The sequence below is a fragment of the Sandarakinorhabdus sp. genome (assembly GCF_032115815.1).
GTDB lineage: Bacteria > Pseudomonadota > Alphaproteobacteria > Sphingomonadales > Sphingomonadaceae > Sandarakinorhabdus.
In genome coordinates, this window is record NZ_JAUMBI010000144.1 from 1 (window position 1) to 5318 (window position 5318).

A 5318-nucleotide genomic window follows, 5' to 3' on the forward strand; every position below is an offset into this window, starting at 1 on the left:
GTCTATCTGGTGTCGGAAGAAGCGCCGACCAACGTCATCCTCAACGCTGGCGGCGGCGGCATCGAGCGCGCCTACGTGACGCTCACCCGCGGCATCCATCTGGGGGCTGACGAGCTGACGGCGGAACATGTCGCCGCGCGCTTTGCTGAAATCAGCGACCGCACCGGCGAGGTGGCGCCGGATAATGGCGGCGCGCAGGCGGCGATGGCACTGGGCGGCGGCCGGTAAGGGCAGGGGTCTGAAAATGTGAAAGGCGGTCCTTCGGGGCCGCCTTTTTCATATGGCCAGACCTCAGCCCTCCACCGCCTTCAGCAACCGCCGTTCCACCACGGCCAGCACGCCGGCCAGTTCATGGCCGCGCTTCAGCACAATGCCGCCTTCGCCATACAGCACCCATTCGCCCTGGCGCTGCCGCAGCGAGGGGTCTTTCACCAGCCGCACCTCCGGGTTTTCGGCAGAGCGGCGGAAGGCGGAGAAACTTGCCACTTTCGCGCCCAGTTCCAGCGCATAATCGCGCCACAGGCCGGCGGCGACCATGCGGCCATACAGCGACATGATCCGGTCAAGCTCGATACGGGTGAAGGCGACCTGACGTACGCCATTGGTGGGGGTCAGCGGGATGACAATGCTCACGCCCAATGTTTGGCGCGGCGCTATGGAGAGGTCAACCGGCCTTGCGCGTGTCTTCGCGGGTCAATTCGTCCAGCCGGCTTTTCAGCACCTCGATCTCGCAGCGCAGCAGTTCCAGCTTCTGCGTTTCCGGATCGAATTTCTGCGCGCACGGCGTGCCGTAGGGCAGGAACGGCTTCACATAATCCTCTGCCGCCATCACCACCGGCTTGGCCGGAATGCCGACCATGGTGGCGCCTTCCGGCACGTCGCGCGTCACCACCGCATTGGCGCCGATGCGCGCCTTGGCGCCCACGGTGATCGGGCCCAGCACCTGCGCGCCGGAGCCGACGATGGCGCCATCCAGGATGGTCGGGTGGCGCTTGCCGCCCGTGCCGCCGGCCGGATCGGTGCCGCCCAGCGTCACGCACTGATAGATGGTCACCTCGTCACCGATTTCCGCCGTTTCGCCTATCACCACGAAGCCGTGATCGATGAAGAAATTGCGGCCGATGCGGGCACCGGGGTGGATGTCGATGGCGGTGAGGAAACGGCTGAAGTGATTGACCAGCCGCGCCGCGAAGAAGAAGCGCCCGCGGAACAGCAGATGGGCAACGCGGTGCAGGCCAAGCGCCCAGACGCCGGGATAGGTGAGGATTTCCCAGCGCGAACGCGGCGCCGGATCGCGCTGTTTCACTGAATCGAGATAGGTGATCAAACCCATGGCGTGTCTCCGGCTAGCCAGAAAAGGGCCACCGATTTGAGTGTCACTTAAGCCATTTCAAACAAAAAGGCCAGCCACCCCGCATGGAATGACTGACCTTTCATGTTTCCAGGTTGAGTGCTTACAGCGCCTGAAGTGTCCGCGCCACGGCATGGACCACGGCGGCGATGCGCACTGCGGCCTGAATCTTGTCGGCGGCCACGCCGTGCTGGGCCAGCACCTTGTCGTGGGCGTCGATGCACATGCCGCAGCCGTTCACGGCCGAAACCGCCAGGCTGAACAGCTCGAAATCGGCCTTCTCGATGCCCGGCGTGCCGATCACGTTCATGCGCAGCTTGGCCGGCATCGTCTTATAGTCCGGCCGCGACGCCATGTAGGTGAAGCGATAATAGATGTTGTTCATCGCCATGATGCTGGCGGCGGCCTTGGCGGCGTTCAGCGCTTCGGGGCTGAGCTTGATGGCGGCTTCGGCTTCGGCCGCATCAATGAGCGGCTTGTGCGCGCAGGCATGAGCCACCGCCACGATCGTGCCCCACTTCTGCTGATCGCTGAGCAGTTGCTCGGTCAGCAGGCTGGAGACGTTGAGGCGCAGATCCTTGGCGTAATCCGGCAGGGTCTTGGCGAGTTCGGAAAAGATCATGGGTCTACCTTTCCCCTCTGCCATCGGGGGCGAGGGATAGAGCGGAAGAAGGGGAAGGGGCCGCGGCAAAGCTGCGGCTGACGTCGAAGCGGCTCGCGGCGAAGGTGCGCGCCCGCCCGGCCGAGCTTGCGCGAGTCGGGGGATAGCGCTGCGCGCTATCCCCGCGCCGCGCTTACGCTGCAGGCTTCAGCGTGTCCTGGCCTTCGGTCCAGTTGCACGGGCACAGCTCGTCGGTCTGCAGCGCGTCGAGGATGCGCAGCGTTTCGGCCGGGTTGCGGCCGACGTTCAGGCCGTTGACCGTGATGTGCTGGATGATGTTTTCCGGATCGATGATGAAGGTGGCGCGCAGCGGCACGCCGGCGCCGGCAACGATGATACCCAGGGCATCGGCCAGCAGCTTGCTGTTATCGGCCAGCCACGGGAAATCGCAGGCGGCCAGGCGCTCGTCGCTCTTGCGCCAGGCGAAGTGCACGAAATCGGTGTCGGTCGACGCGCCGATCAGCACGGCGTCACGATCGGCGAAATCGCTCTTCAGATCGCCATAGCCGATGATTTCGGTCGGGCAGACGAAGGTGAAATCCTTCGGCCAGTAAAACAGGATCTTCCACTTGCCCGGATAGGCGGTGGTGATGTCCAGCGATTCGCCGTTCGGCAGCGCGGCAACGCCCTGCTGCACCGGCAGATCGAAGGAAGGAACTTTATCGCCAACAGTGAGAGCCATGAGGTGAATCCTTGGTTTTGGGGGTGTAAACGGGAACCAGCGAGCGCCAGCACGGTTCCATTGGCCTTGCACCAGATAGAAATCCAATCGATAATATCGCTATTATCAATCGAGTTTGTCGATGACGGCTTTCCTGCCCACACTGAAACAGCTGCAGTATCTCACCGCGCTGCACATCCACGGCCACTTCGGCCGCGCCGCCGAAACCTGCTTCGTCACCCAGTCCACCTTGTCGGCGGGCCTGGCCGAACTGGAATCGCTGCTGGGCGTGCGGCTGGTCGAGCGCAACCGCCGTGTCGTGCGCTTCACGCCGATGGGTGAGCGGGTGGTGTCCAAGGCCTATGTCGTGCTGCGCGAAGCCGATGAACTGGCCGGGCTTACCGTGGGTGGGGACAAGCCCCTGTCGGGCCCGCTGCGGCTCGGCGTCATCCCCACCATCGCGCCGTTCCTGTTGCCACGGGCGCTGCCGCAGGTGCGGGCCGATTGGCCCGATCTGAAACTGCACCTGCGCGAAGAAATGAGCGGCCCGGCCACCGAAGCCCTGGCGCGCGGCATGCTGGACGTGGTGCTGCTGGCCCTGCCGTGGGACACGGCGGGGCTGAGCGTGATGCCGTTGTTCGATGATCCCTTTTTCCTGGTGTTCCGCCCCGGCGATCTGCCCGATCCGCCGCCGGCCGTCGCGCCCGATGCCATCGATCCGCACCATCTGCTGCTGCTGGAAGATGGCCATTGCCTGAAGGAACAGGTGCTTTCCGCCTGCGGCCGTCCGGAACTGCGCGCCGATCCGGCTCATCGTGGCACCAGCCTCGTCACGTTGGTGGAGATGGTGGCCGGTGGACTGGGGCAGACCCTGGTGCCGAAACTGGCGCTGGATGCCGGCATCCTCACCCACGGCAACCTGATTGCGCGGCCGGTTTCGGGGAACGCCGCGCGCACCGTATCGCTGGTGTGGCGGCACGGTTCCCCGCGCGAAGCCGAATTCCGCCTGCTGGGCGAATCATTAGTGGCAGGATTGGCGCTGTCGTAAGCCGCGGCTATTGTCGGGCGAAACTTGGGAGAGCATCACATGAAGGCCGTGCTGTGCGTTGAACATGGGCCACCGGAAAAGCTGGTGGTGAAGGACGTGCCCACACCGGAGCCGGGCCGTGGCCAGGTGCGCATCAGCGTGAAAGCGGTGGGGGTGAATTTCCCCGACACGCTGATCATCCAGAATCTCTATCAGTTCAAACCTGCGCTGCCGTTCAGCCCCGGCGGCGAATGCGCCGGCGTGGTGAGCGCGGTGGGTGAGGGCGTGGCTGATATCGCCGTGGGCGATGAAGTGATCGCCATGACCGGCCACGGCGCCATGGCCGAAGAAGTGATCGCCAATCGCGGCCAGATCGTGAAGATGGCGCCCGGCATGCCGTTCGATGTCGCCGCCGGTTTCACCATGACCTATGGCACCAGCCACCATGCCCTGAAGCAGCGCGGCGCACTGAAGCCCGGCGAGACGTTGCTGGTGCTGGGCGCGGCGGGCGGTGTGGGCCTCACTGCCGTTGAACTCGGCAAGGTGATGGGCGCCAAGGTGATTGCGGCGGCATCGTCCGACGAGAAGCTGGCGCTGTGCAAGGAAATGGGCGCCGACGAGGTGATCAACTACGCCACCGAAGACCTGAAGGAGCGCATCAAGGCGCTGACCAATGGCCGCGGCGTTGATGTGGTCTATGACCCGGTGGGGGATCGTTATGCCGAGCCGGCCTTCCGCGGCATCGCCTGGAACGGCCGCTATCTGGTGATTGGCTTTGCCGCCGGCGCCATCCCGGCGCTGCCGCTGAACCTGCCGCTGATCAAGGGCGCCAGCATCGTCGGCGTGTTCTGGGGCGCGTTCACCCAGGCCGAACCGGCGCTGCACCAGCAGAACATGGAAGAATTGCTGCGCTGGTATGCGGAAGGGAAGCTGAAGCCGCACGTCTCGCGGCATTTCGCGCTCGATGAAGGCGCCGCCGCCATCCGCTGGATGATGGACCGCAAGGCCCTGGGCAAGATCGTCCTGACCGTCTGAGGAGGCACGACAATGGCGCTGCGCGACACCTATCCGCTCTATGTGGCCAATGTGGCCGAGCAGCCCAATGCCGATCTGGTGGTGACCGACAAGTTCACCGGAAAGCCCGCCACGCGCGTTGCCATGGCCGATGCCGCGACGATTGACCGTGGCATCGCGGCCGCGGTGGCGGCGGCCGAGCCGATGGCGCGCATGGCCAGTTTCGAACGGCAGGCGGTGCTGGCGCATTGCGTGAAGCGCTTCACTGAGCGCGCCGACGAACTGGCCCACGCCCTGTGCATCGAGGCCGGCAAGCCGATCCGCGATTCGCGCGGCGAGGTCGGCCGCTTGATCGACACGTTCCGCATCGCGGCTGAAGAAAGCGTGCGGATGACCGGCGAGGTGCAGCCGCTCGACATTTCGGCGCGGGCCAAGGGCTATCAGGGCATGTGGAAACGCGTGCCGATCGGCCCGTGCAGCTTCATCAGCCCGTTCAACTTCCCCTTGAACCTCGCCGCCCACAAGATCGCGCCTGCCATCGCGGTGGGCTGCCCGTTCGTGATGAAACCGGCCAGCCGCACGCCCTTGGGAGCCATCATCATCG

The 5318-nt window shown here is 65.0% G+C and carries 7 protein-coding genes and 1 pseudogene; 4 read left to right on the top strand and 4 right to left on the bottom strand.

What is annotated here, in order from left to right; genetic code table 11:
* Positions 1 to 228, top strand: a pseudogene (locus RT662_RS08430) (3-hydroxyacyl-CoA dehydrogenase); the annotation flags it as partial.
* Between the two features lie 63 nt (positions 229 to 291).
* Here the strand turns inward: RT662_RS08430 and RT662_RS08435 are convergent.
* The 4 genes from RT662_RS08435 to RT662_RS08450 all read right to left on the bottom strand — a co-directional run bounded on the left by RT662_RS08435 (position 292) and on the right by RT662_RS08450 (position 2694).
* Positions 292 to 633 (bottom strand): DUF2794 domain-containing protein, encoded by a 342-nt coding sequence (locus RT662_RS08435; RefSeq protein ID WP_313670264.1) that lies wholly within the window; start codon positions 631 to 633, stop codon positions 292 to 294.
* 31 nt (positions 634 to 664) lie between these two features.
* Positions 665 to 1333 carry a serine O-acetyltransferase EpsC gene (epsC, locus tag RT662_RS08440; RefSeq protein ID WP_313670265.1) on the bottom strand — a complete coding sequence of 223 codons (669 nt, stop codon included), beginning with the start codon at positions 1331 to 1333 and terminating at the stop codon, positions 665 to 667.
* 121 nt (positions 1334 to 1454) lie between these two features.
* On the bottom strand, positions 1455 to 1973 hold the full coding sequence (locus RT662_RS08445; RefSeq protein ID WP_313670266.1) for a carboxymuconolactone decarboxylase family protein: 519 nt from the start codon (positions 1971 to 1973) through the stop codon (positions 1455 to 1457).
* A 172-nt stretch (positions 1974 to 2145) separates the two neighbouring features.
* A complete protein-coding gene (locus RT662_RS08450) occupies positions 2146 to 2694 on the bottom strand; it encodes a peroxiredoxin (protein ID WP_313670267.1) in 549 nt (182 codons plus the stop codon).
* Positions 2695 to 2815: 121 nt separating this feature from the next.
* On the opposite strand from RT662_RS08450, the gene RT662_RS08455 reads away from it, so the two are divergent.
* The 3 genes from RT662_RS08455 to RT662_RS08465 form a co-directional block, all read left to right on the top strand.
* Complete coding sequence (locus tag RT662_RS08455; protein WP_313670268.1) at positions 2816 to 3721, top strand: hydrogen peroxide-inducible genes activator; 906 nt, start codon at positions 2816 to 2818, stop codon at positions 3719 to 3721.
* 39 nt (positions 3722 to 3760) lie between these two features.
* The gene (locus RT662_RS08460; protein ID WP_313670269.1) at positions 3761 to 4735 is read left to right on the top strand and encodes an NADPH:quinone oxidoreductase family protein; all 975 of its coding nucleotides are present in this window, start codon (positions 3761 to 3763) and stop codon (positions 4733 to 4735) included.
* A gap of 12 nt (positions 4736 to 4747) precedes the next feature.
* Positions 4748 to 5318 (top strand): aldehyde dehydrogenase family protein (locus RT662_RS08465; RefSeq protein WP_313670270.1); only part of this gene is annotated, 571 nt, incomplete at its 3' end.

Bases quoted from the DNA above. Each gene is read 5' to 3' on its own strand.
- RT662_RS08455 (WP_313670268.1), top strand. From the start codon at position 2,816: ATGACGGCTTTCCTGCCCACACTGAAACAGCTGCAGTATCTCACCGCG.
- epsC (WP_313670265.1), bottom strand. From the start codon at position 1,333: ATGGGTTTGATCACCTATCTCGATTCAGTGAAACAGCGCGATCCGGCG.
- RT662_RS08445 (WP_313670266.1), bottom strand. From the start codon at position 1,973: ATGATCTTTTCCGAACTCGCCAAGACCCTGCCGGATTACGCCAAGGAT.
- RT662_RS08460 (WP_313670269.1), top strand. From the start codon at position 3,761: ATGAAGGCCGTGCTGTGCGTTGAACATGGGCCACCGGAAAAGCTGGTG.
- RT662_RS08450 (WP_313670267.1), bottom strand. From the start codon at position 2,694: ATGGCTCTCACTGTTGGCGATAAAGTTCCTTCCTTCGATCTGCCGGTG.